Source organism: Amycolatopsis sp. NPDC039088, from assembly GCF_055598845.1.
The window spans coordinates 78,910-100,671 of the sequence record NZ_JBVKAE010000033.1 but is presented as its reverse complement, the minus strand read 5'-3'; the positions used below and the strand labels follow the sequence as shown (position 1 = coordinate 100,671).

The 21,762-nt window shown below is 69.2% G+C and carries 24 protein-coding genes; 11 read left to right on the top strand and 13 right to left on the bottom strand.

All coding sequences use genetic code 11. The features are described 5' to 3' along the window. Window positions 1-121: 121 nt before the first annotated feature. A complete protein-coding gene (locus ACZ7KI_RS33455) occupies window positions 122-865 on the bottom strand; it encodes an isocitrate lyase/PEP mutase family protein (RefSeq protein ID WP_470277029.1) in 744 nt (247 codons plus the stop codon). Then, window positions 862-1,326 carry a carboxymuconolactone decarboxylase family protein gene (locus ACZ7KI_RS33450; RefSeq protein ID WP_465461212.1) on the bottom strand — a complete coding sequence of 155 codons (465 nt, stop codon included), beginning with the start codon at window positions 1,324-1,326 and terminating at the stop codon, window positions 862-864. Before ACZ7KI_RS33450 ends, ACZ7KI_RS33455 begins: the two co-directional genes overlap by 4 nt. Window positions 1,327-1,371: 45 nt before the next feature. On the opposite strand from ACZ7KI_RS33450, the gene pdxR reads away from it, so the two are divergent. Continuing rightward, window positions 1,372-2,751: a MocR-like pyridoxine biosynthesis transcription factor PdxR gene (gene pdxR / locus ACZ7KI_RS33445; protein ID WP_470277028.1), complete on the top strand. Its 1,380-nt coding sequence runs from the start codon at window positions 1,372-1,374 to the stop codon at window positions 2,749-2,751. A 10-nt stretch (window positions 2,752-2,761) separates the two neighbouring features. On the opposite strand, the gene ACZ7KI_RS33440 is transcribed toward pdxR, so the two are convergent. Then, entirely contained in the window at window positions 2,762-3,442 is a 681-nt protein-coding gene (locus tag ACZ7KI_RS33440) for a peptidylprolyl isomerase (protein WP_470277032.1), read from the bottom strand. 146 nt (window positions 3,443-3,588) lie between these two features. Between ACZ7KI_RS33440 and ACZ7KI_RS33435 the strand changes: the two genes are divergently transcribed. Then, entirely contained in the window at window positions 3,589-4,176 is a 588-nt protein-coding gene (locus tag ACZ7KI_RS33435) for a hypothetical protein (RefSeq protein ID WP_470277027.1), read from the top strand. A 133-nt stretch (window positions 4,177-4,309) separates the two neighbouring features. Next, complete coding sequence (locus ACZ7KI_RS33430) at window positions 4,310-4,663, top strand: beta/gamma crystallin domain-containing protein (RefSeq protein WP_470277026.1); 354 nt, start codon at window positions 4,310-4,312, stop codon at window positions 4,661-4,663. A gap of 45 nt (window positions 4,664-4,708) precedes the next feature. On the opposite strand, the gene meaB is transcribed toward ACZ7KI_RS33430, so the two are convergent. Then, window positions 4,709-5,674 carry a methylmalonyl Co-A mutase-associated GTPase MeaB gene (gene meaB / locus ACZ7KI_RS33425; protein ID WP_470277025.1) on the bottom strand — a complete coding sequence of 322 codons (966 nt, stop codon included), beginning with the start codon at window positions 5,672-5,674 and terminating at the stop codon, window positions 4,709-4,711. A 5-nt stretch (window positions 5,675-5,679) separates the two neighbouring features. Next, window positions 5,680-6,861 carry an acetyl-CoA C-acetyltransferase gene (locus ACZ7KI_RS33420; RefSeq protein WP_470277024.1) on the bottom strand — a complete coding sequence of 394 codons (1,182 nt, stop codon included), beginning with the start codon at window positions 6,859-6,861 and terminating at the stop codon, window positions 5,680-5,682. Window positions 6,862-6,993: 132 nt separating this feature from the next. Here ACZ7KI_RS33420 and mce point away from each other — a divergent pair, with 132 nt between their 5' ends. Continuing rightward, on the top strand, window positions 6,994-7,443 hold the full coding sequence (gene mce / locus ACZ7KI_RS33415) for a methylmalonyl-CoA epimerase (protein WP_470277023.1): 450 nt from the start codon (window positions 6,994-6,996) through the stop codon (window positions 7,441-7,443). On the opposite strand, the gene ACZ7KI_RS33410 is transcribed toward mce, so the two are convergent. Both ACZ7KI_RS33410 and ACZ7KI_RS33405 read right to left on the bottom strand, forming a co-directional pair. After that, a complete protein-coding gene (locus ACZ7KI_RS33410) occupies window positions 7,437-8,000 on the bottom strand; it encodes a TetR/AcrR family transcriptional regulator (RefSeq protein ID WP_470277022.1) in 564 nt (187 codons plus the stop codon). The two genes, mce and ACZ7KI_RS33410, sit on opposite strands and share 7 nt — an antisense overlap. A gap of 16 nt (window positions 8,001-8,016) precedes the next feature. Then, a complete protein-coding gene (locus ACZ7KI_RS33405) occupies window positions 8,017-8,385 on the bottom strand; it encodes an SPW repeat protein (RefSeq protein ID WP_470277021.1) in 369 nt (122 codons plus the stop codon). Window positions 8,386-8,589: 204 nt separating this feature from the next. Here ACZ7KI_RS33405 and ccrA point away from each other — a divergent pair, with 204 nt between their 5' ends. The 4 genes from ccrA to ACZ7KI_RS33385 all read left to right on the top strand — a co-directional run bounded on the left by ccrA (window position 8,590) and on the right by ACZ7KI_RS33385 (window position 12,853). Further along, the gene (gene ccrA / locus ACZ7KI_RS33400; protein WP_470277020.1) at window positions 8,590-9,930 is read left to right on the top strand and encodes a crotonyl-CoA carboxylase/reductase; all 1,341 of its coding nucleotides are present in this window, start codon (window positions 8,590-8,592) and stop codon (window positions 9,928-9,930) included. A 105-nt stretch (window positions 9,931-10,035) separates the two neighbouring features. Next, window positions 10,036-11,145: a chromosome segregation protein gene (locus tag ACZ7KI_RS33395; protein WP_470277031.1), complete on the top strand. Its 1,110-nt coding sequence runs from the start codon at window positions 10,036-10,038 to the stop codon at window positions 11,143-11,145. A gap of 104 nt (window positions 11,146-11,249) precedes the next feature. Beyond that, window positions 11,250-11,699 (top strand): universal stress protein, encoded by a 450-nt coding sequence (locus tag ACZ7KI_RS33390; protein WP_470277019.1) that lies wholly within the window; start codon window positions 11,250-11,252, stop codon window positions 11,697-11,699. Further along, window positions 11,699-12,853, top strand: a complete 1,155-nt coding sequence (locus ACZ7KI_RS33385) for an adenylate/guanylate cyclase domain-containing protein (RefSeq protein ID WP_470277018.1) — start codon at window positions 11,699-11,701, stop codon at window positions 12,851-12,853. The genes ACZ7KI_RS33390 and ACZ7KI_RS33385 overlap by 1 nt, the downstream gene beginning before the upstream one ends. Before the next feature lie 55 nt (window positions 12,854-12,908). On the opposite strand, the gene ACZ7KI_RS33380 is transcribed toward ACZ7KI_RS33385, so the two are convergent. The 4 genes from ACZ7KI_RS33380 to ACZ7KI_RS33365 form a co-directional block, all read right to left on the bottom strand. After that, complete coding sequence (locus ACZ7KI_RS33380) at window positions 12,909-13,205, bottom strand: DUF1330 domain-containing protein (protein WP_470277017.1); 297 nt, start codon at window positions 13,203-13,205, stop codon at window positions 12,909-12,911. Window positions 13,206-13,360: 155 nt separating this feature from the next. After that, window positions 13,361-14,593: an aldehyde dehydrogenase family protein gene (locus ACZ7KI_RS33375; protein WP_470277016.1), complete on the bottom strand. Its 1,233-nt coding sequence runs from the start codon at window positions 14,591-14,593 to the stop codon at window positions 13,361-13,363. A gap of 52 nt (window positions 14,594-14,645) precedes the next feature. After that, complete coding sequence (locus ACZ7KI_RS33370) at window positions 14,646-15,359, bottom strand: M50 family metallopeptidase (RefSeq protein ID WP_470277015.1); 714 nt, start codon at window positions 15,357-15,359, stop codon at window positions 14,646-14,648. 35 nt (window positions 15,360-15,394) lie between these two features. Then, window positions 15,395-16,336 (bottom strand): DNA-3-methyladenine glycosylase family protein, encoded by a 942-nt coding sequence (locus ACZ7KI_RS33365; protein ID WP_470277014.1) that lies wholly within the window; start codon window positions 16,334-16,336, stop codon window positions 15,395-15,397. Between the two features lie 142 nt (window positions 16,337-16,478). Here ACZ7KI_RS33365 and ACZ7KI_RS33360 point away from each other — a divergent pair, with 142 nt between their 5' ends. From ACZ7KI_RS33360 to ACZ7KI_RS33350, 3 genes are all read left to right on the top strand, one after another. Then, window positions 16,479-17,249 carry a class I SAM-dependent methyltransferase gene (locus tag ACZ7KI_RS33360; RefSeq protein WP_470277013.1) on the top strand — a complete coding sequence of 257 codons (771 nt, stop codon included), beginning with the start codon at window positions 16,479-16,481 and terminating at the stop codon, window positions 17,247-17,249. Then, window positions 17,246-18,574, top strand: a complete 1,329-nt coding sequence (locus ACZ7KI_RS33355; RefSeq protein ID WP_470277012.1) for a M20 family metallopeptidase — start codon at window positions 17,246-17,248, stop codon at window positions 18,572-18,574. Before ACZ7KI_RS33360 ends, ACZ7KI_RS33355 begins: the two co-directional genes overlap by 4 nt. Before the next feature lie 91 nt (window positions 18,575-18,665). After that, window positions 18,666-19,619, top strand: coding sequence for a S1C family serine protease (locus tag ACZ7KI_RS33350; protein ID WP_470277011.1), 954 nt, complete (start codon window positions 18,666-18,668; stop codon window positions 19,617-19,619). A gap of 101 nt (window positions 19,620-19,720) precedes the next feature. Here the strand turns inward: ACZ7KI_RS33350 and ACZ7KI_RS33345 are convergent, their stop codons facing one another. Both ACZ7KI_RS33345 and ACZ7KI_RS33340 read right to left on the bottom strand, forming a co-directional pair. Further along, window positions 19,721-20,098, bottom strand: coding sequence for a DUF3224 domain-containing protein (locus ACZ7KI_RS33345; RefSeq protein ID WP_470277010.1), 378 nt, complete (start codon window positions 20,096-20,098; stop codon window positions 19,721-19,723). A 47-nt stretch (window positions 20,099-20,145) separates the two neighbouring features. Further along, window positions 20,146-21,678 carry a helicase HerA-like domain-containing protein gene (locus tag ACZ7KI_RS33340; RefSeq protein WP_470277009.1) on the bottom strand — a complete coding sequence of 511 codons (1,533 nt, stop codon included), beginning with the start codon at window positions 21,676-21,678 and terminating at the stop codon, window positions 20,146-20,148. Between the last annotated feature and the right edge of the window lie 84 nt (window positions 21,679-21,762).

Below are 21,762 nucleotides of genomic sequence, written 5' to 3'. Positions count from 1 at the left end.
CCCCCCCCCCCCCCCCCCCCCCCCCCCCCCCCCCCCCCCCCCCCCCCCCCCCCCGCCCACCCCCCCCCCCCCCCCCCCCCCCCCCCCCCCCCCCCCCCCCCCCCCCCCGGTTCCCATTTCCCTAATACGGCAGCTTCCCCGCCGCCAGTTCGGTCAGTTTCGCCCGCAGATCGGCGCGGACCGACTTCCACAGTCCCGTGCCCAGCGAGATCCGCGCCACCCCCAGTGTGGCGAGCGCGGAGAGATCGGGGCCACCGGGAAGCGGCATCGCGTTGACCGCGCCGGGCGCGACCGCCTTCACGAAGTCGGCCAGCACTTCCGGCGACTTCGCCAGGATCGGGTAGACGCAGTCCGCGCCCGCCTCGAAATACGCCTTGGCCCGCACGATCGCGTCGTCCAGTACGGCGCGCTCGTCGGAGGCGCCCACGAAGACGTCGACGCGGGCGTTGATCACCAACGCGTCTCCGGCGGCCTCACGCAACTTCGCGATCTGATCCGCCTGCGTCTCCAGCGATCGAAGTCCGCCCGCGGCGTGATCGGTGTCCTCGTAGTTGCAGCCGACCGCACCCGCCTCGGCGAGCCTCGCCGCGAGGTCTCCCGCTTCGAGCCCGTAACCGGATTCCACGTCGACCGTCACCGGAACCGAGACCGCACGCGCGATCCTCGCGGCCGCCGCGAACATCTCCTCGACGGGCGCGGCCTCCCCGTCTTCGTGGCCGAGTGCCTTGGCGATGGCGAAGGAACTCGTCGCCACGACGGGGAACCCGGCGGCTTCCACGAGACGCGCGCTGTCGGCGTCCCACGCGTTCGGCAGGAGCAGTGGGGTACCCGCGACATGCAGTTCCCGCAGCCGCGCCGCCGTCATTCGGCGCGCTCGGGCAGCGGCGCGTGGCTGGTCACGCACATCCGGTTCCAGCTGTTGATCGCGATGGCCTCCCAGACGACGGCACGGTACTGCTCCTCGGTGAAGACCCGGGTGGCCTCTTCGTAGACGTCGTCCGGGACCTCGTGCAGGGTCGCCACGTTCGTGATCGCCTCGGTCAGCGCGAGCGCGGCACGCTCCTGCTCGGTGAACAGCTCGGTCTCGCGCCAGCCCTGCAGCACGAAGAGCCGCCGCGGCGACTCGCCCATCTGCAGCGCGTCGTGGGAGTGCATGTCGAGGCAGAACGCGCAGTGGTTGATCTGCGAGGAACGCATCTTCACCAGTTCGAGGATCTTCTGGTCGACCCCGGCGTTGGCGGCGGCCTTCTCGACTTCGGCCTGCAGTTTGGCCATGGCCTGGTAGATCTCGGGCACTCGTTTGCCCACGTGGATTCGCTCGGTCATACCTCGAATCTAGCGACAACTGGCCCACGAGTATGGTCCAGTCACATGGCAGATTCGTGGTCCAGTTCGGGAATAGACGTCCATCTGGACTGGCGTCCCGAAAGCGGCAGGACCGGGCTCGCCGCGGCGATCCGCGCGGCCATCCGGGAGGGGCGCTGGCAGGCGGGCGCGGCGGTGCCGTCGACCAGGGCCTTGGCGCAGGATCTCGGAGTGGCCAGGGGAACGGTCACCCGCGTCTACGCCGACCTCGCCGCCGAGGGCTACTTGCGGACCTCGCAGGGCGCGCCGACCCGCGTCGCGACGGCCGGCGCGCTGCCCGCGTCGCCACCGAAGCCCATCCCCCGTGACCCGGCGCCCCGCTGGGACCTGCGCCCCGGCAGGCCGAATCTGTCCGCGTTCCCCAGGACGGCCTGGCTCGCGGCGTCCCGGCGCGCGCTGCACCGGGCGCCGATGTCGGCGTTCGACTACACGGCCGAATCAGGCGCAGCCGAACTGCGGGAGACGCTCGCCGTGTACCTGGCCCGCAGCCGCGGCGTCGTCGCCGACCCCGAGCGCATCCTGGTGTGCGCCGGGTTCTCGCACGCCATCGCGGTACTGGCGCGGGTGCTGCACGCGCGCGGGGCGGACGAGATCGCGTTCGAAAACCCGTCACTGGACATCTACCGGGACATCGCCGCGGCCAACGGTCCCCGCGTGACCGGCGTAGGAGTCGACGACGACGGCATCACGGTGTCCGCTTTGGACAGTCCGGCGGTGGTGGTCACCCCGGCGCACCAGTACCCGCTGGGCGTCACCCTCGCACCCGGACGGCGGGCGGAACTCACCCGGTGGGCCGCGGAAACCGGTGCCGTCGTCATCGAGGACGACTACGACGGCGAGTTCCGGTTCGACCATCAGCAGGTCGGCGCGTTGCAGGCACTGGCGCCCGAACGGGTCGTGTACGTGGGGACGACGAGCAAGACGCTCGCGCCGTCGTTGCGCCTGGGGTGGATGGTGCTGCCGAGGTTCCTGGTCGAACCGGTGCGCGCGGAGATGGCCGCGAGCGGGGCCCGGCCCCCGCTGCTGGACCAGCTCGCGATGGCCGAACTGATCGAGTCCGGCGCCTACGACCAGCACATCCGCCGCTGCCGCGCCGAGTACCGCTCCCGTCGCGACCGGCTACTGGCGGCACTACCGGATTCCGTGTTGCCGCAAGGGATCTCGGCCGGGCTGCACCTGGTGCTCCAGTTCCCGGGCGAGGAGCCCGGGGAGATGGAGGTGCTGGCCGCCTGCCGCCGTCGCGCGATCGGGCTCGAAGGACTCAGCGGCTACTGGATCGGCGAGCCCCAGCGCGAAGGGCTCATCATCGGCTACGGCGCCGCCGCGAAACACGCCTTCAACGGCGCCACCCAAGCCCTGCGGGAGGCCATCTTCGAGGTCACCTGACCCCCCTGCGTCAGCAGTACCACGGGCGGGCCCGCAGGATGTCGGTCTTCAGGACGGGAGCGCCGTCGACCGGGGCGGGGGTCTCCGGCGTGGGCTGGATGCCGCCCGCGGCGACCTTGTCGAGGGTTTCGAGGCCGTCAGAGCCCACGGTGCCGAAGATCGTGTAGTTCGGACGCAACGCGGAATCGCCGTACACCACGAAGAACTGGCTGCCGTTCGTCGCCGGGCCCGCGTTGGCCATCGCGAGGACGCCGCGGGAGTACACCTTCCGCGCGCCGGTCGGGTCGGTCGGCGCGGGCGGCAGGCCGACGGGCAGCTCGTCCTTGTACTTGTAGCCGGGGCCGCCCTCACCGGTGCCGCTCGGGTCGCCGCACTGCAGCACCTTCAGCGTCGGATACGCCGTCAGCCGGTGACACGTGGTGCGGTCGTAGAACCGGTGCACCGCCAGATGCAGGAAACTCTGCACCGTGCACGGCGCCTTCGCCCGATCGAGGGTCAGGTCGATCTTGCCCTGGTTCGTCTTCAGCTGTACCGGCACCGTGCCCCGGCTCGGCGTGTGACGCGGGTCCGGGGGCAGCGGGACCGGCCGCGCGGCCGGCTCGTCCGGAGTCTCCGTGTACTGGCAGGGCCCCTTCGTGACCTTCGGCGGCACGGCCTCCGCCGACGCCGTCCCGGTACCGGCCGCGAGCATCAGCCCGGCACCCAGCACGCTCACAACGACCTTCGCGATCCTCTGCACGGTTCCTGCCTCCCAGCCGTGGACGAAGAAGAGAGCATAGGGTGAATCCCCGCCGCTTCCACAGGTCCGGAAGTAGGTCCGAGGTTAGGGTCGAAGCCGTGGAGATCGCCGAACGACACCAATGGCAGCTGAACGCGTTGACCTTCCTCTACGCGTACACGCAGTACGTCCTGGTGCACGAGAGGGTCATGGCCGGGCTGCCGCCGGACAAACCCGCCGAGCTCGACAAACCGCGGATCCTCCGGCTCGCCAAGATCGTCGACGACATGATCCTCGACTTCCGCAAGGAGGACGGGCTGACCGACCTCGAGCGGCGCCGGGTCATCCGCCTCGCCAGGGAGATCAAGTCGCACGTCCGCGAGAAGTGGCCGCCTCGCGAGCCTTCGCTGACCGAGTGGATCGCCTCGGCCGCGGCGCATTTCTACTGCGAGGAGCACATCAACAACGGCTACGTCCGGATGGGCCGCGTCTTCGACCCCGACATGGCGGACAGGTTCCTGGAGCGAGTCGAGTTCTGCCGGGGGCAGACGGTCACGATCACGAACTACGCCAACAAGGTCGCCGACGGTGAACAGCTCACCTTCGGCGAGACCAACCAGCTCGAAGTCTGGAAAGAGGACGCCATCGCCCATCTGGACAACCTCGACAGCGACTTCGGCGACATCAAAATGTACGTCGAATTCTAGCCCTTGCCCGGACGGACAGAGTTGGTTGTCCGTCCGGTCCCGCGAAACAGTGGGTAAATTGACAACGGTCGCCCGCCATCGGGATGCTCGGGGTGAAGCTCCTTTTTTTCGGATTTCCACCGAAGGAGAACTTGTGATCCCGAGCAAGAAGAAATTCCGCCGGATCGCGACCATGGCGGCCGCCGCTGCCGCCATGTTCACCATGATCGTGCCGACCGGCACCTCGTTCGCCATCGACCACATTCCCTGCAAGGACGGGGAGAACTTCCTGAAGATCTGGTCGCACCTCGGCGGGAGCACCAGCGTCGACTGCTACGCCAACCGCGGGAGGATCAGCTTCGGGGGTTGGTGGATCGACCGGATCTACACCGGGAACAACGACCTGATGTACTACGACAGCAATGGCGCTGACGTGAGAATCAACCGATGGACCGATATCAGTTTCCCGAACCGTCCGCCGAAGGTCCGGGTCATCGAAATCCTCTGAATGATCCTCGTGCGTGGTGATGACGGTTCTCACCGTCATCACCACTCACGAGCGGAGGTCGGCTATCAGTTCGTCGGCCGCCGCGAACGGGTCGATCTTCCGCGCGACCACACGCCTCGCCAGTTCCGCGAGCCGGTCGCCGTGGCGCAGGTCGACGATCTCCGCGCGCAACCGCTGGACGGCGATCGCCTCGACCTCGTCCCTGGCCCGCGCCGCGCGGCGCCGGGGCAGTTCTTCCCGCTGGGCCAGCCAGTCGTGATGGTCGGACAGCGCGCGGACGACGTCGTCGACGCCTTCGCCGCGGGAGGCCACCGTTCGCACGATCGGCTGACGCCAGCTCGGGCCGCGGATCTCCCGGCGCACCAAGGAGATCATCTGCTTGAGGTCGTGCACGGTCGCGTCCGCGCCCTCGCGGTCGGCCTTGTTGACCACGAACACGTCCGCGATCTCCAGCACGCCCGCCTTCGCGGCCTGAATACCGTCGCCCATCCCGGGCGCGAGCAGGACCACCGTGGTGTCGGCCAGTCTCACGACGTCCACTTCGGACTGTCCGACGCCGACGGTCTCGATCAGCACGACGTCGAAACCCGCCGCGTCGAGGACGCGGACCGCCTGCGGGGTCGCCCACGACAGTCCGCCGAGATGGCCGCGGGTGGCCATCGACCGGATGAACACGCCGGGATCGGTGGCGTGCTCGGTCATCCGGATCCGGTCGCCGAGCAGCGCCCCGCCGGAGAACGGCGACGACGGGTCGATCGCCAGCACCCCGACCCGCAGGCCTTGCGCCCGCAGCGCCGTGAGCAGCGCGGACGTCGATGTCGACTTACCGACACCGGGCGGGCCGGTCAGTCCGACGACCCGCGCGTTGCCCGTATGCGGCGTCAGCTTCGCCGCGACCTCGGGCAACTGCGGATGAGCGTCCTCGACCAGCGACAGCAACCGGGCGATCGCGCGGGGGACGCCGTCCCGCGCGCGACCGACCAGTTCGTCGATGTCCAGCTGTACCGGCAAGGGCTTTACGGGACCCGGAGCAGCAGGGCGTCGCCCTGGCCGCCGCCACCGCAGAGCGCGGCCGCGCCGAGGCCGCCGCCACGACGGCGGAGCTCGTGGATCAGGTGCACGGCCAGCCGCGCGCCGGAAGCGCCGATCGGGTGGCCGAGCGCGATGGCGCCACCGTCGACGTTGACCTTGTTCACGTCGACGCCGAGCTTGTCGGCCGACACCAGGCCAACGGCGGCGAACGCCTCGTTGATCTCGATCAGGTCGAGCGCGTCCGCGGTCAGCTTCTCCTTGGCCAGCGCGGCCAGGATCGCGTTCGACGGCTGCTCGTGGAGGCTGGCGTCCGGACCGGAGACCACGCCGTGCGCGCCGATCTCGGCGAGGGCGGTCAGGCCCAGTTCCTCGGCCTTGGCCTTGCTGGCCACGATGACCGCGGCGGCGCCGTCGGAGATCTGCGAGGCCGAACCGGCGGTGATGGTGCCGTCGGAGGCGAACGCCGGGCGCAGCTTCGCGAGGCTTTCCGCGGTGGTGTCGGCGCGAACGCCCTCGTCCTTCGAGAAGACGACCGGGTCGCCCTTGCGCTGCGGGATCGACACCGGCGCGACCTCGGCGTCGAAGCGGCCTTCCGCGATGGCGGCGGCGGCGCGCTGGTGCGAACGCGCGGAGAACTCGTCCTGCTGCTCCCGGGTGATGCCGTAGCGGCTGTTGTACTTCTCCGTCGACGCGCCCATCGCGACCTGGTCGAAGGCGCAGAACAGGCCGTCGTGGGCCATGTGGTCGACGAGGGTGGTGTCGCCGTATTTGAAGCCCGAGCGGGACTTCGGCAGCAGATGCGGCGCCTGGGTCATCGATTCCTGGCCGCCGGCGACGATCAGGTCGAACTCACCCGCGCGGATGAGCTGGTCGGCGAGCGCGATGGCGTCGAGACCGGAGAGGCAGACCTTGTTGATGGTCAGCGCCGGGACGGTCATCGGGATGCCGGCCGCGACGGCGGCCTGGCGGGCCGGGATCTGGCCCGCGCCCGCGGTGAGCACCTGGCCCATGATCGTGTACTGGACCGCGTCCGGCGAGACACCGGCCTGTTCGAGGGCCGCCTTGATCGCGAATCCGCCCAGTTGCGCACCCGAGAAATCCTTCAGGGAACCGAGCAATCGCCCGATCGGTGTACGGGCGGCACCCAGGATCACGGAACCGGACACGGCGTCCTCCAAGCATCGGCGCAAGGGCAATAGGCGGTCTTCGCGACCATACCCGCGTCATGGCCTTCTTGATGGAGCCAGTGTGAGGCGGCGCACGCCGGTTCGCCCGCCCGCGGACCTATCCTGCTCTGCATGAACCAGGCGCTGAAACCGTTCGTGACCGCCATCGACCACGTCGGCATCGCGGTACCCGACCTCGACGCCGCGATCGCCTTCCACGCCGAGCACTTCGGCCTGGAGGTGGCGCACGAGGAGGTCAACGAGGAGCAGGGCGTCCGCGAAGCGATGCTGCGCGCGCCCGGCACCGCCGGGACGGAGACCGCGATCCAGCTCCTCGCGCCGCTGCGCGAAGACTCGGCGATCGGCAAGTTCCTCGCCAAGAACGGCCCCGGGCTGCAGCAGCTGGCATACCGAGTGTCCGATGTGGACGCCGCGGCGGCGGCGCTGCGCGCGCAGGGACTCCGGCTGCTCTACAGCGAGGCCAAACGCGGCACGTCCAACAGCCGGGTGAACTTCGTCCACCCCAAGGACGCCGGCGGCGTGCTCGTCGAGTTGGTCGAGCCCGCGGCGGACGGTCACTGACCGCGCGTCAGCGCTTCGGCGATGAAGAGGACCTCGCGGTCGATTTCGGCGGGGTCCCCGTCTTCGCTGTGCCGTGCTGTCGCGTGCCGATGACTGACCGCCCTCGCCAGCAGCCCCGACGCCGAATCGATGTCGGCGACCGCGAGTTTGCCGCCGGTCGCGGCGACGATCACCGCCTTCACCTGGCGGACCAGTTGCTGGAACCGGTCGGCCAGCGCGTCGCGGACCGCGCGATGCGTGTCGGCCTCGCGCCACAGCAGATGTGACAGCGCCAAGGACCGGTTGAACCGCCTGTCGAGTTCCACGACGAGGCCGCGAAGGCTGCCCGCGAGGTCGCCGGGGACCACCACGACGGCCGGTTCGATCCGGGGGTCCGGCAGTTCGGCGACCAGCGCCGCCAGCAGATCCGACTTACGCCGGAAGTAGTAGTGCACCAGCCCTTTGGGCACACCCGCGCGCTCCGCGATCCGCGATGTGGGTGTCGCGTCGAAACCGGATTCGGCGAACAGCGCCTCCGCGGCTCGCAGGATGCGCTGTTTCGCCGAATCCTCTTTCACGCCGTCTCCTCCGGGGTCAGTGCTGTCCCGCTGTCCTGTGGGTCGCCTGTGCGATCGGCATCGCGGCCGCGCCGGCCACCACGGTCAGGACGCCACCGATCCAGGCCGTCCAGGACGCGCCCATCAAGTCGGCGTATCCCATCACCCATGGCGAAATGAACAGCAACGCGCCCAGCACGATCTGGATGCCTTCGCCGTAGACCATGCCAGGCATCGCGAGCGAGGCGAGGCCGTCGAGCGCGACCAGCGCGCCGAGGACGACGAGCGTCCACAGGGCGGTGTTGTCCGTGGTCATCCAGAGGGGTGAAAGCGCGACGACGACACCGATGACCACCTCCGCCCAGTCATGGGGCCGGGTCCAAGGGCGCGTCGTGGGTTCATTCATGCGTGCTCACCTCCGAGAATCGACGAAACCTGCAGGTCGGAGAGATCTCCACGGCCCATGGTCCGCTTGGTTGGCCAGCCGGTCAAGACTGGTCGATAACGCTTCGGGATGTGTACGTGCTCCACGTCTCGTACAGTTGTGGACTTGGTTACCGGTGAGTAATTTGTGCCGCTAACGCCGTCCCCCTTTTTCGCGGAGGTTCCGATGTCGCAGCTCGGCGAGATCCAGCAGGCCATTCTGAACGATGACCTCGGCGCCATGGCGTCGCTCGACGTGCCGGAGACCTATCGCGGGGTGACCGTGCACAAGGACGAGGCGAGCATGTTCGAAGGCCTCGAAAGCCGGGACAAGGACCCGCGCAAATCGCTGCACGTGGACGAGGTCCCCACACCGGAACTCGGCCCCGGCGAGGCGCTGGTCGCGGTCATGGCGAGCGCGATCAACTACAACACGGTCTGGACCTCGATCTTCGAACCGGTCTCGACCTTCAAGTTCCTGGAGCGCTACGGGCGGCTTTCGCCGCTGTCGAAGCGCCACGACCTGCCTTATCACGTCGTCGGATCGGACCTGTCCGGCGTCGTGCTGCGCACCGGCCCCGGCGTGCACAACTGGAAGCCGGGCGACGAGGTCGTCGCGCACTGCCTCAACGTCGAACTCGAAGGCCCGGACGGGCACAACGACACGATGCTCGACACCGAGCAGCGGATCTGGGGTTTCGAGACGAACTTCGGCGGGCTCGCCGAAATCGCGCTCGTCAAGGCGAACCAGCTGATGCCGAAGCCGGGCCACCTCACCTGGGAGGAGGCCGCCTCCCCCGGCCTCGTGAACTCCACGGCCTACCGGCAGCTCGTGTCGCGCAACGGCGCGGACATGAAACAGGGCGACGTCGTCCTGATCTGGGGCGCCTCGGGCGGTCTCGGTTCTTACGCGACGCAGTACGCGCTCAACGGCGGCGCGATCCCGGTGTGCGTGGTCTCCAGCCCCGAAAAGGCGGAAATCTGCCGGAAGCTGGGCGCGGAACTGATCATCGACCGCAACGCCGAGGGCTACAGGTTCTGGAAGGACGAGCACAACCAGGACCCGAAGGAATGGCAGCGGTTCGGGAAGAAGATCCGCGAACTGACCGGCGGCGAGGACCCCGACATCGTCTTCGAGCACCCGGGCCGCGAGACCTTCGGCGCTTCCGTCTACGCGGCGCGTAAGGGCGGCACGATCGTCACTTGCGCCTCGACGTCCGGATTCATGCACCAGTACGACAACCGCTACCTGTGGATGAACCTGAAGCGGATCATCGGCAGCCACTTCGCCAACTACCGCGAATCGTGGGAAGCGAACCGCCTGATCGCGAAAGGTCTGATCCACCCGACGCTGTCGAAGACCTACTCGCTCGAAGACACCGGACAGGCCGCGCTGGACGTGCATCGCAACGCGCACCAGGGCAAGGTCGGCGTGCTGGCCCTTGCGCCGGAAGAAGGTCTGGGCGTCCGGAACCACGAACTGCGCGAGAAGCACATCGACGGGATCAACGCGTTCAGGAACGTTTAGCGCACCAGAACGCGCTTTCGCCGCGCGTTGGAGTGGGTGCTCACCCTTCCGTGACTCCAGCTCGACTACGGTAGAAGGATGAGCCTTGGCGAGGAACGGGAGCTAGTGCCGCTGGGAGCCGGCTTCGACGTGGCGAAGCGCGGTTACAGCCGTGCGCAGGTCGACGAACATCTCGAACGGCTGGACGCCGATCTGAAGATGCTCACCGCCGATCGCGATGCCGCCATCGGACAGGCGGGCGACCTGGCACGGCAGCTGGAGATCGCGCGCGGCGAGATCGCGGACCTGCGCGGCCAGGTCGACAGGCTGGCCCAGCCGCCGACGAGCGTCGAAGGCCTTTCCGAGCGCCTGCAGCGCATGCTGCGGCTCGCGCAGGACGAGGCCGCCGACACCAAGGCGCGCGCCGAAGCCGAAGCCGGGCACATCCGCGCCAAGGCGGAGACCGACGCGAGCGCCATGCGGGCCCGCTACGAGCAGCTGCTCAACGAGCTCGACCTCCGCCGCAAGGAGATGGAGGCCGAGCACCGCGGTGTGCTCGAGAAGGCGCGCGCCGAGGCCAAGGAGATCACCGACAAGGCGAAGGCGGAGCGGGACAAGCTCGACGCCGAGTCGCAGCAGCGTCGCACTCAGGTCGAAGAGGACTTCGAGATCGCGATGGCGTCGCGGCGCACCGAAGCCATGCACGCGCTGGCCGAGCAGGAGGCCGCGAGCAAGGCCGAGGCCGCCCGCCGCGTCCGCGAGGCCACCGAGGACGCCGCCGCCATCCGCGCGAAGGTGCTCGAAGAGGAGACCGCGGCCAAGGCCGAGATCGAACGCCGCCAGCGCGAGTCCGTCGCCGACGCCAACAAGCGCAAGCAGGACTCGATCACCGAGGCCAACGCCCGGCTCGCCGAAGCGGCCGACGAGGCACGCCGCCGCGTCCGGCAGGCCACCGAGGAGTCCAACCGGCGGATCACCCAGGCCACCGAACGGGTCGAAGCGCTCCGCAAGGTGCGCTCCAGCCTGGCCGAGCAGGTCCGGACCGCGCGGACCGCGCTCGCCGAGGCGACCCATGTCCTCGGCGACGAACCGCATATCCCGGCGGACCTGAAGGCGAAGCCGTCACCCGATTCGGAGGCCACCGTGCAGCTCCGGACGGCCGATGTGCCGAAGGCCACATCCGGCGCGAAGCCTTCACCTCGACCTGCGGCAGCGCAGAAACCGACTGGCGAGTAACCTTTTCACCCGACCGAGCTCACGACGGCCTGCGAGGCCGCTGGCGAGCGGTTATCGTCGCTGCTCGCACGCTGGTGCGGCAGACAGATCGGTGGAGGTTGCGGATGGCTGCATATCGGACCGTGGTCGTGGGCACGGACGGATCGGATTCCTCGTTCGCCGCGGTCGACAAGGCTGCGGGGGTCGCCGGGGACTCCGGAGCGACCCTGGTCATCGTGTGCGCCTACTACCCCGCCAACAAGGGTGACGTGGAGAAGGCGCAGGACGTCCTCGGCGACGAGGCGTACCAGGTCGTCGGCTCGGCCCCGGCCGAAGACACCCTGCTCTCCGCCCGTGACCGCGCCGCCAAGGCCGGCGCGAAGAGCATCGAGACCGCCGCCGTCGTCGGTGACCCGGTCGACTCGCTGCGCAAGGTCGTCGCCGAACGCTCCGCGGACCTCCTGGTGGTCGGCAACCGCGGGCTGAACACGCTCGCGGGCCGCATCCTGGGCTCAGTACCGTCCGAAGTCGCCCGGAAGTCGGGCGTGGACGTGCTCATCGTCCACACCACCTAATGGCCGATACCGGCGAGCCCGCGCCCGACGCGCTTCAGCAGCGTCTCGAACGGATCCTGCTCGGCGGCAGACGCAAGTACACCCGGCTCGAAGTCGCCGAGAAGGCGGGCGTTCCCGAAGAGCGTTCTCGGCGGCTTTGGCGTGCTCTGGGCTTCGCGACCGTCGACGACGACGAGGTCGTCTTCACCGACGCCGACATCGAAGCGATCCGCACGGCCGACCAGCTGATGCACTCGGGCCTGATCGATCCGAGCATCGAGCTGGCGGTGACGCGCGCGCTGGGCCAGCACCTTTCGCGGCTCGCGGAATGGCAGGTCCACATGCTGTGGACGATGATCACCGAGAACAAGGACGTCGGCACCAGCGAACGCCAGATCGCGCGGCTGGTCGACCGGCTGCTGCCCGAGCTGGAACAGGTGCAGAACTTCGTCTGGCGGCGGCATCTCGCGGCGTACGCCGGCCGCGCGTTCGCGGCGACGGACGAAGACCTCGAAACCAGGACCGAGGTCGTCGGGTTCGTCGACATGGTCGGCTACACCCGGCTGACCAGGCAGATCGGCGAAGACGAGCTGAGCGCCGTCCTCGACCGGTTCGAATCCCTCGCCACCGAGGTGGTCGCCGAACACCACGGGCGGATCGTGAAAATGATCGGTGACGAGGTGCTGTTCGTCGCCGATTCCGCCGTCGACGGCGCCGAGATCGCCCTGACGCTGTCCGAACGCGCCGAAGCCGACGAGACCTTGCCCGGCGTGCGGGCGGGCATGGCTTCGGGCCGGATCCTCAGCCGGTTCGGCGACGTCTACGGCTCGGTCGTGAACATCGCCGCCCGTCTCACCTCCACCGCGCGGCCGGGCACCATCCTGGTGGACAAGGAACTCGCCACCGAGCTGTCCGCCTTCGACCCCTACGAGGTGCGTGCCCGGCGGCCGGTCTCCGTGCGGGGCTACAACCGGCTGCGGCCTTCTTCCCTGCGGCGGGCGCGGGAACGGCCTTCGGGCATGTTCGCGTCCTCGCAGCAGCTCGCCGCGGAGATGCTGGGGCTGGCTCCCGGAATCGCTCCGGCTCCGGAACCCGTCGCGGACGACGTCGAGGACGCCACCGCGGACTCGTTGCCGCCTCAGCCGCGGCCCCGATCGAAGCGCCGGCGGCGCTGAAGGTTCGATCACCTGCGCGCAACCAGCCGCTCACCACCGGGAGATGCCTTGACCGTCAGCCAAGGCCTTCGACGATGCGGAAATCGCGCTTGAAGCCGTCGGGGAGTGCGGCCAGCGCCTCCTGGTAGGCCGCACTCTCGTATGCGGCGACCGCCTGTTCGAAGCTGTCGAACTCGATCAGGACGACGCGCTCGGCGATTCCCGCTTCGTGTGCGACGACCCGGCTTCCGCCGCGGGCGAACGTCCGCCCACCTGCGGCTTTGACGGCCGGACCGGCCAGTTTGCCGTAGGCATCAAGCGCCTCAGGGTCTGTGATGGTGGGGTAGACGCTGACCCAGTAGCCCTTGGCCATGGAACCTCCAGTGTGGGGATATGTGCGGTTGACTTACAGGCCGGTCTCGGAACGTATCCGGACAGCGCTCATGAGACTGGGCGCGGCAAGGGACCTTTGGTATCGCCGCTGCCGCCGGGCACTCCCCCGGTGTCGCCCTGAAAGAGTGCTCGCGGTCAGGCGGGCAGGACGGCGTACTGACGCACGTAGAGGTCGGTGTAGGTGACCGGGCCGCGTGGGCCGGGGACCTTGTCCAGGTTGATGCCGGTCTCGGGAACGGCCAGGAGCTTGAAGCCGTCGAGCAACCGGGTCGGGGCGTTCCAGAAGACGCCGGTGCCGGTGTAGCCGTCGAAGAACGCGTCGGCGGCTTCGCTGCTTTCGGTGGCGATGCCGGCGGCCAGGCCCGAGGTCTGCTCGTTGGCGATCTCGACCGCTTCGGGCAGGCCGGCGACCTTCGCGACGGTGACGGTCGCTTCGCGGTCGGAGTCGAGGGCCCATTCGTAGCCGATGGCGTGCTCGTGCGGGGCGAGTGACGGTGTGACGCCGCGTTCGGCCAGCGCGCCGGAGATGCCGGGCCAGACGCGGTCGTGGGCGTCCTCGTGGATCAGCAGCAGGTTCAGCCGGTTGCAGACGCCGAGGCGGTCAAGGCTGTTGAAGACCAGGCCGCGCACCTTGTCGGTGTCGGCCGCTTCGTCGACGTACAGGACGCCGCCACCGTCGGCGTGAGCCAGCGTGCGGACGCCGTGGACAGCCGCCTCCGTAGCCAGCGCCCGGGTGCTGTCACCGCTGCCTCGCAGGATCACCAGCGGCACGAGCGCGGGGAAACGCACCAGCGCGGAAGCCGCTTCGCGCTCGGCGCGCGGCACCAGCCGGATGACGTCCGGGTCGATACCCGCGTCGACGAGAGCGGGGGCGATCACGGTCTCGCGCAGGCGCTGGGCCGAGCCGAGCGCGGCGGAACCCGTCCGAAGCACGCCGCCGTTGCGGGACTTCACCAGCTGCGAAGCGACATCGACCGTGACGTTCGGGCGCGCCTCGTAGTTCGCGCCGATCACGCCGACCGGACGACGGCGTTCGACCAGCTTCAGTCCACCGTCCAAAGTGGACACATCGACGGACCGCTCCTGGTGGGGCGCACCGGCGAGGAGACGGAGCTGCTCGGCCATGCCGGTCAGCCGCTCGGGCGTGATGGTGAGCCTGTCGAGCAGACCCGCACTCATGCCGTCCTCGCGCGCCTTGGCGATGTCGGCCTGATTCGCCTCCAGTACCGCGTCGGCGTGCTCCACCAGCTTGTCCGCCATGGCGTTCAGCGCGGCGTCGATCGCCTCCGCGGACGCGGCGGCCAGTGACGGCGCGGCCCGTTTCGCCGATCGAGCGCATTCCTCGACGGCCTTGGCGACCTCGTCCATCTGGTGACTCCTTCCGCGCGGAACGAGCCACCAGTCTGCCGTACCGCCCCGGTCAGGCGACGGTCGGCTCCAGCAGCCACAACCCGCCCGCGAAGAGACAGCTCACCGTCAGCACGGCCATCACCAGCACCCACAGCACGGCGGGCATGCCGGTGAGCCTGCCGAGCTGATCGGCGTCCGAATCCCTCGCCGCACCCCGGCGCCGCTTGATCTGCAGCTCGAACACCGGCCGGACGCCACCGAACAGCAGGAACCAGGTCAGCAGGTAGACGAAAATCGCCTGGAACCACGACGGCGTCGCGAGCGCGACCAACCCGAGCACCACCGAGCTGCTGACCACCGCGAACACGCCGTAGGTGTTGCGCACCATCACCAGCACACCCAACAGCATCAAGGCCATCACGATCAGCACGACGGTGATCAGGTCGGACGACAGCAGCCCGGCGAACACCAGGCCGAGCACCGCGGCCGCCGGGTACCCGGCCAACGCGGTGAACGCCATCCCCGGCCCCTCGGGCTTGCCTCGGGAGACGGTGACACCCGAGGTGTCCGAATGCAGTTTGATGCCCTGCAGCCGACGGCCGACCAGCACCGCCGCCAGCGCATGGCCTGCCTCGTGGACGAGCGTGATGAGGTTGCGGGCGATCCGCCAAGGCCTGCCTGAGAGCACCACGAGCAGCGCGAGACCACCGGTGACCAGGGTGATCGTGCCGGGCGGGGTGGACTGGGCGATGTCGGAAACCGTTTCGGCGGGAGACGAGCTCACCCCATCAGCTCACCACAAGCCGGATACGTCCCGTGTCAGGCGGTCATCGAACCCCCGATCCCGCGCATGCGAAACTCACGGTCGTTGCGCAGGGCGAAGGCGACCCAGCTGCGGAACGGCCGCCACGCCGTGGAGAGTTCCTCCAACTCTTCGGGCGGGGCCAGCGGCAGGTCGTACGCGGTCCGCATGGCTTCCTGCAGCCGGGGCTCGTCACGGGGGAAGACGTCCGGATGCCCGGCTCCCCGGATCAGGATCAGCTGCGCCGAGAACGGACCGATCCCCGGCAACCGCTGCAGCCAGCGCAACGCGTCCGGTACCGGCATGGCGCGCAGATACGCGGCGTCGAGCAGACCGTCCTTGGCGGCGTTGGCGACCGCGCGCAGCCGCTCGGCCTTCACCTCCGGCAGGCCGCGCCCGGCCTCCGGCCCGGCGAGGACGTCCGGCGCCGGGAACGACATGAGGATCTCCCCGCCGACATCCACCGGCCTGCCGAACTCCTCGGCGAGCCGCCGTTTCACCACGGCGGCCTGCGACATCCGGGCCCGGTGACTCAAGATCGCCCAGCAGGCCGCTTCGTACGGCGAATGGAACAGGACTGGCCGGAACCCGGGGAACGTCTGCTGGAGGCGGCGCACCACGGGGTCCGCGCTGCCGACCTTCGCGAAACCGACACCGTCGATGTCGACCGAGAGAATCCGCCGCACCTGGGCGCCGACCTCGACGGCGAGCCCTTCTTCGGCGAAGACCTCCACCTCGATCGAGCCGGGCGATCTCTGTCTGACGGCCGCGCCGACGTGCTCCCAGCCCGCTTCGGCGGGGAAGGCCAGGCGCAAGGTGCCGGGTTCGGCGGCGGCGTCGGTGCGGCACGCCGGCGGGAAATCGGTCAGGAACCGGATGGACTTGTCGAGGTCGAACGGGCCGCGCACCGGGATGCGGAGCGTGGTCGTGGCGGTGTGCTGCAGGATCGAGCCGGTCATTTTCGGGCTCCTTCGGCTGGGGAACGGCGACTCCCTCCGACGTTAGAGACGGCCACCGACAGTTTCGGGCCGCGGCGCCGGGAATGTCGCGAACGGGCCGGTCATGGCAGATTCTCGGGTGAGGACCGTGAAGGGAGCAGCCATGCCGGACCATCGCGAACGTCTCGCAGGCCTGCTGAGGCCGGGCACCACGCCCGCCGAAGCAGCGGAAGGTTTTCTCGACCTGCTGGGCGAAATCCCGCAGGCGGGGCCGTCGACAGGCCTCGCGCAACGGCTGATGCGCACCTCCGCCGTGCCGATGATCTACGAGCGGTACTGGCGTCCGGCGCTGGGCAGGGTCGCGAAAGGACTGAACGGCCCCAGCATGGCGGGCGAGGTCCGTATCGCGATCGAAGCACTCGGCCTGCGCCCCGGGCAGGTCTCGCTGGACGTCGCCTGTGGCACCGGCCGGTTCACCCGCGCGTTCGGCGAAGCCGTCGGCCCGGACGGGTTGTCGATCGGACTGGACGGTTCGGTCACCATGCTGGAGAAGGCACTCGCCGCGCCCAATCCGGCTTCGGTGGCCTATCTGCGCGCCGACGCCGTCGACCTGCCACTCGCCGATTCCACTGTGGACGCCGTCTGCTGCTTCGCCGCACTGCACATGTTCGCCGATCCGGACGCCGCGCTGGACTCCTTCGCCCGCGTGCTGAAGCCCGGCGGCGCACTGGTGTTGCTGACCAGCGCCCGGCACAGCGAGCAGCCGATGCGGCTGGCGGACACCTTCCTCGGCAGGTTGAGCGGACAGCGGATGTTCGACCGCGGCGAGATCGCGAGGAAACTGTTCCGGCGCGGATTCGACCACGTGGAGGAGCGGTTCTCCGGTGTCACGCAAATCGTCTCGGGCGTGTTACCGGTTAACATCCGGCCATGATCCGCTCTGAGCACGCTTCGCCGATTCCGCCCGACGACAGCTATCTCCGTTCGCTGGTCGAAGCGACCGCGGACGCCGTCGCCGCGGCCGAACCCCTCGGCTCGCCACACGACGGCGCGGATACCGCCACGCGGGACGCCGTCAGTGCCCGGATCCGCGCGCTGACGGCGGAATTGGTGGCACTGAGCCAAGACCTGCACGCTCACCCCGAAGAAGGATTCGCCGAGCACCGTTCGGTTCGCGCGCTCGGAGAGCTGCTCACCCGCCACGGACACGAGGTGACGATCGGCGCAGGCGGGCTGGACACCGCCCTGGTCGCGAGCACTCCCGGAAGTGGCCCGCATATCGCGGTCCTGTCCGAATACGACGCGCTTCCCGGACTCGGCCACGGCTGCGGGCACAACGTCATCTGCACCGCGGGCGCCGGCGGGTTCCTCGGCGCGGCGGCGGTCGCCGAACGACTGGGCGGCCGGGTCTCGCTGATCGGCACCCCGGCGGAGGAAGGCGGTGGCGGCAAGGAAACGCTGGCCCGCGCGGGTGTCTTCGACGACGTCGACGCCGTGCTCATGCTGCACCCCTTCAGCCACGACATCGCCATGCACCCGTTCCTCGGCAGGCGTCAGCTGGAGATGGTGTTCCACGGCGTCGGCGCGCACGCTTCGGCTCAGCCGTTCATGGGACGCAACGCGCTCGACGCCGCCGTCGCCGCGTATCAGGGCGTCGCGGCGCTTCGGCAGCATCTTCCCTCCAGTGACCGCGTCCACGGCGTCTTCACCGACGGTGGCGCACGCCCGAACGTCGTCCCCGAACGCGCTGCGCTGCTGTTCTACCTGCGCTCCTCCCAGCCGGACACCCTGCGCGACCTCGCCGAACGGATCTCGGCGATCGCGCGCGGCGCGGCGGAGATGACCGGCTGCGGCGTCGAACTGCACTGGGACGGCCAGCCCGCGTACCTCCCGATCCGGTTCAACACCACGCTCGCCGGGCGCTGGTCGGTGCACCAGGTCGACGCCGGTCGCAAACCGCTGCCGCCGGGGATCGTCCCCGACTTCCTCACCGGCTCGACCGACCTCGGCAACCTCTCCTACCGGATGCCGGCGATCCATCCGATGATCGCCATCGCCGGACCGACGACCGCCTTGCACACCAAGGAGTTCGCGGCCGCGGCCGGTTCGCCGGAAGGTGATCGGGCGGTCGTCGACGGCGCACTGGGACTGGCGCTGACCGCGGCCGACTACCTGGCCGACGCGAAACTCCGCGCGGCGGTGCACGAGGAGTTCGAGGCGTCGGGCGGCGCACTGGACGTACCGGCGTTCTTCGACTGAGAGGATTCTGAGCTTTCTCAGGTGATTCTTCTCAGGAAAGGTCAGGGGATTTCCACAGGCGGTTCACAAGTACGGGCGCGAATCTGGTGCCATGACCGAGAACGAGAGTCGGCCCGGCCCCGCCTCCACCGGTGGGCACCAGCCGCCGCAGCACCCCGGATACAGCACCCCTTGGCAGGCCGCGCCGAATCCGCTCTTCACCCCGCAGTCCGCCCCGACTCCCCCGCCACGCAAGAAGGCGAGCCGCGTCGCCGTCCTGGTCAGCGCGACGGCACTCGGCGCCGCGCTCGTGGGCGGAGTCGGTGGCGCGGCGATCGTGGGTTTCGGCTCCGCGTCGTCGGCGTCCGGCACGGGTTCGTCCGCGGTCGCCAACGGGCAACTGGTCGGGAACACCACGTCGGGTGACGTCAGCGCTGTCGCCGCGAAGGTGACGCCGAGCGTCGTCCAGGTGAACGTGACCACCGCGCAGGGCGAGGACGTCGGTTCCGGCGTCATCCTGACGTCGGACGGGCGCATCCTCACCAACGCCCACGTGGTGGCCGACGCCGAGGGTGACGTCACCGTCACGCTTTCGGACGGCAAGCAGTACAAGGCGAGCGTGGTCGGCGCGGACACCAAGGCCGACATCGCCGTCCTGCAGGCGAAGGACGCGAGCGGGCTGACCGCCGCGTCGCTCGGGGACTCCAGCAAACTCGTCACCGGCCAGCAGGTCGTCGCGATCGGCTCGCCCGGCGGCCTGCAGAACACCGTGACCACCGGGATCGTGAGCGCGCTGAACCGCAAACTCGACGAGTTGAGCAGCGGCCAGGACCGGCGTTCGCCCTACAGCCGCACCACGAACGAGAACGGGCCGAGTTACACCGCGATCCAGACCGACGCCCCGATCAACCAGGGCAACTCGGGCGGGGCGCTGGTGGACGCGCAGGGGAACGTCATCGGCATCAATTCGGCGCTGTACAACCCGACCTCGACCGGCAGCATCGGCATCGGCTTCGCGATCCCCATCAACGACGCGAAGAAGATCGTCGAGCAGATCGTCGGCTGACCACGGCCGCCTGGACCGCGTCAGGGGGCGGCCCAGCAGGCACTGTCCGTGAAGGCCTCCTTCACTACCTTCAGGGTAGGGAAGGAGGCCTTCACGGACTTCTAGAGTTCGTAGGTGAGGGCGAAGGTGTGGTTGCCTTTATCGTCCTGCGTGATCGTGGCGGTGCCGGTGATGCCGGCCAGTTCGCCGTGACCGGAGCCCGGCAAGACGATCAGGTGATGGCCGTTCTCCCCCGCCGAATGGTGCAGGACGAAGCCGCCCTTACGCCCGTCGACGGACACGGCAAGCCGCTCGAAGGCGACGTACGCCCTCGATGTCTCGCTCACCGCCGTGAGCATCTCCACGGTGCTGGTGCCCTCGACGCCACCGGTGAAGGTCTTGCCGAGCAAGACGCGGGAGAACTCGGTGCCCTCGGCCTTCTCGGTGGTTTGCGGATCCCAGCCGTCCACAGTGAACGAGGCTGTCGCGGTGTTGTTCATGGCGTCGACCTTGCCGGAGATACCTGACAGAACACGTCAGGTATTCCTCAGCGCCTCCGATTCCCGAACAACCCACGCGTGATCTCCCGGCCGAGCGCACTCGCCGCCGAGCGGAGGAACGACTTCACCGCCGGGTTCTTCATGGCCTGCTCGACCATCCCCGGGCCTTCCTTCTCCGGCTTCGGCGCGGGCGCTTCGGGGGCTGGCGGCGGCGCCTCACCGGCGGGCGGCGCGGCCACCTTCGCGGCGAGCTTCTCGTAAGCCGACTCGCGATCGATCGTCTCGGAGTACTTCGTGTGCAGGTCCGAAGACGTCGTCGCCGCGGAGATCGCTTCAGCGCCGATGGAGCCCATCTTCGAACGGGGAGCGCGCAGACGTGTCCACGCGACCGGCGTCGGCGCGCCTCGCTCGGACAGCACGGTGACGATCGCTTCGCCGATGCCGAGCGACGTCAGCGCCGAGTCCAGTTCGTAGTGCTTCGTCTTCGGGTACGTCTTCACCGTCTTCGTGAGCGCCGCCTGGTCCTCGGGAGTGAACGCGCGCAACGCGTGCTGGACCCGTGCGCCCAGTTGCGACAGGACGTTGTTCGGGATGTCCGTCGGAAGCTGCGTGCAGAAGAACACGCCAACGCCCTTAGACCGGATCAGCTTCACGGTCTGCTCGATGCGCTCCAGGAACGCCTTCGACGCGTCGTTGAACAGCAGATGCGCCTCGTCGAAGAAGAACACCAGCTTCGGCTTGTCGAGATCACCCTCTTCGGGCAGCTCCTCGAACAACTCGGCCAGCAGCCACATCAGGAACGTCGAGAACAGCGCGGGCTTCGACTGGAGGTTGTCCAGCTCCAGCAAGGTCACCATCGCCTTGCCGTCGACCTGGCGCATCAGATCGTGGACGTCCAGCTCGGGCTCACCGAAGAAGTCCTCGCCGCCCTGGGCCTCCAGATTGGACAGCGCCCGCAGGATCACCCCCGCCGTCGCCGCCGAGACACCACCGATGCCCTTCAGATCCTCCTTGCCCTCGTCACTGGTCAGGTGCGTGATGACCGAACGAAGGTCCTTGGTGTCCAGCAGGGCCAGGCCGCGCTGATCGGCCCAGTGAAAGATCAGGCCGAGCGTCGACTCCTGGGTTTCGTTGAGCCCCAGCACCTTCGACAGCAGGATCGGCCCGAAACTCGTGATCGTCGCCCGGATCGGCGCGCCCTTGCCACCGGTGCCCAGCGACAGGAACTGCACGGGGAACGCGGCGGGCTCCCACTGGTCACCCAGCTCTTCCGCGCGCTTGGCGATCTTGTCGTTGCTCTCGCCCTGCGCGGCGAGCCCCGAGAGGTCGCCCTTCACATCCGCCAGCACCACCGGGACCCCGGCGGCCGACAGCTGCTCGGCGATCAGCTGCAAGGTCTTCGTCTTGCCGGTACCGGTCGCGCCCGCGACCAGCCCGTGCCGGTTCAGCGTCGCCAGCGGCAGCCGGACCGCCGCGCCGGCGTCGGTCTTGCCGTCGATCACGACGGCGCCGAGCTCGACCGCGGCGCCCTCGCTCACGTAACCCTGCGCGATCTCCTGGGCTGGACCCTGTTCGGCCACTGTCGCTCCCCGATCTGTGAGATGGCTCACCTGAGGATGCACACGCTGCCAGTACCGCGCTCCACCCGCACGTCGCGCGCCCTG

Bases quoted from the DNA above. Each gene is read 5' to 3' on its own strand.
- ACZ7KI_RS33380 (WP_470277017.1), bottom strand. From the start codon at position 13,205: ATGGCCAAGGGCTACTGGGTCAGCGTCTACCCCACCATCACAGACCCT.
- ACZ7KI_RS33385 (WP_470277018.1), top strand. From the start codon at position 11,699: ATGGCCGATACCGGCGAGCCCGCGCCCGACGCGCTTCAGCAGCGTCTC.
- ACZ7KI_RS33440 (WP_470277032.1), bottom strand. From the start codon at position 3,442: ATGCTCGCGGCCGGTACCGGGACGGCGTCGGCGGAGGCCGTGCCGCCG.
- mce (WP_470277023.1), top strand. From the start codon at position 6,994: ATGAACCAGGCGCTGAAACCGTTCGTGACCGCCATCGACCACGTCGGC.
- ACZ7KI_RS33450 (WP_465461212.1), bottom strand. From the start codon at position 1,326: ATGACCGAGCGAATCCACGTGGGCAAACGAGTGCCCGAGATCTACCAG.
- ACZ7KI_RS33405 (WP_470277021.1), bottom strand. From the start codon at position 8,385: ATGAATGAACCCACGACGCGCCCTTGGACCCGGCCCCATGACTGGGCG.
- ACZ7KI_RS33350 (WP_470277011.1), top strand. From the start codon at position 18,666: ATGACCGAGAACGAGAGTCGGCCCGGCCCCGCCTCCACCGGTGGGCAC.
- ACZ7KI_RS33375 (WP_470277016.1), bottom strand. From the start codon at position 14,593: ATGGACGAGGTCGCCAAGGCCGTCGAGGAATGCGCTCGATCGGCGAAA.
- ACZ7KI_RS33455 (WP_470277029.1), bottom strand. From the start codon at position 865: ATGACGGCGGCGCGGCTGCGGGAACTGCATGTCGCGGGTACCCCACTG.
- ACZ7KI_RS33360 (WP_470277013.1), top strand. From the start codon at position 16,479: ATGCCGGACCATCGCGAACGTCTCGCAGGCCTGCTGAGGCCGGGCACC.
- pdxR (WP_470277028.1), top strand. From the start codon at position 1,372: ATGGCAGATTCGTGGTCCAGTTCGGGAATAGACGTCCATCTGGACTGG.
- ccrA (WP_470277020.1), top strand. From the start codon at position 8,590: ATGTCGCAGCTCGGCGAGATCCAGCAGGCCATTCTGAACGATGACCTC.
- ACZ7KI_RS33345 (WP_470277010.1), bottom strand. From the start codon at position 20,098: ATGAACAACACCGCGACAGCCTCGTTCACTGTGGACGGCTGGGATCCG.
- ACZ7KI_RS33390 (WP_470277019.1), top strand. From the start codon at position 11,250: ATGGCTGCATATCGGACCGTGGTCGTGGGCACGGACGGATCGGATTCC.
- ACZ7KI_RS33365 (WP_470277014.1), bottom strand. From the start codon at position 16,336: ATGACCGGCTCGATCCTGCAGCACACCGCCACGACCACGCTCCGCATC.
- ACZ7KI_RS33355 (WP_470277012.1), top strand. From the start codon at position 17,246: ATGATCCGCTCTGAGCACGCTTCGCCGATTCCGCCCGACGACAGCTAT.